Annotated in this window: 2 protein-coding genes; both read right to left on the bottom strand. The window is 18.7% G+C overall.

Going from position 1 to position 863, the window contains the following annotated elements:
* Positions 1-279, bottom strand: a 279-nt coding sequence (locus IE124_RS36280; protein ID WP_229833173.1) for a hypothetical protein, incomplete at its 3' end; no start/stop codon positions are given.
* A 153-nt stretch (positions 280-432) separates the two neighbouring features.
* Positions 433-588, bottom strand: coding sequence for a cbb3-type cytochrome c oxidase subunit I (locus tag IE124_RS36275; protein ID WP_502266944.1), 156 nt, complete (start codon positions 586-588; stop codon positions 433-435).
* Positions 589-863 lie beyond the last annotated feature (275 nt).

Genomic DNA, 863 nt, shown 5'->3' with positions numbered 1-863 from the left:
TAATAAAATACCTGTTATAATATATAAAATATTATTAGGAATACCTACTATATGTTTTACAATATTAGTATATAGAGGTATACCAACACAAGATTCTAAATTATAACCATATACTACTAATTCTTTATTAATATTATTTGGTTGAATATAATTTCTATTTGATCTTGGATAAATATCATATAAATTACCTTTATATATATTTATTATAATTATATTATTATTATTTAAATATGTTTTTATTATATTATTATTATTTATTTTTTGATAATTTCTGATCAACTTTTTATTTTTATTTTTATTTTTATCCTTGCTAAAGGGATTTATTAATCATGAGAAAATTTTAATTCCTGTTGGAATTGCAATAATCATTAGTGCAGATAGGAAATATGCTCTAAGATCTGCATCTAATCCTACAATATACATATGATGTGATCATACTAAGAATCCTAATAATCCAATTGAAGCCATAGCATATACCATTGAAATTTCACCAAATACAGGTTTTTTAGAATATGTTGATACTACATGTGAAATAATACCAAATCCAGGAATAATTAAAATATATACTTCAGGGTGCTTGTTATATATATATATATTATATATATATAATTTGGACTATATCTTTATTAAATAATTTATTTATTTTTTCATTTATTTTCAAAATTTAATCATGCTTTATATTGTATTGAATCAGAAGATTTATTATAAGCTTTTAATTCTTTTAAATTATAAAATTCTTTACTTAAATATAATTTATTTATTTTTAGTGTTCTTGATGGATTTATTTTAATATAATCATTAATAAAATTTAATACTATATCTTTTGATTGAATGGATCATTTATAATAACCATTTTGTGATTT

Origin of the sequence: Streptomyces narbonensis (genome assembly GCF_014649015.1) — a bacterium.
In the GTDB taxonomy this organism is placed as follows: domain Bacteria; phylum Actinomycetota; class Actinomycetes; order Streptomycetales; family Streptomycetaceae; genus Streptomyces; species Streptomyces narbonensis.
This window is presented reverse-complemented; position numbering and strand designations above follow the sequence as displayed.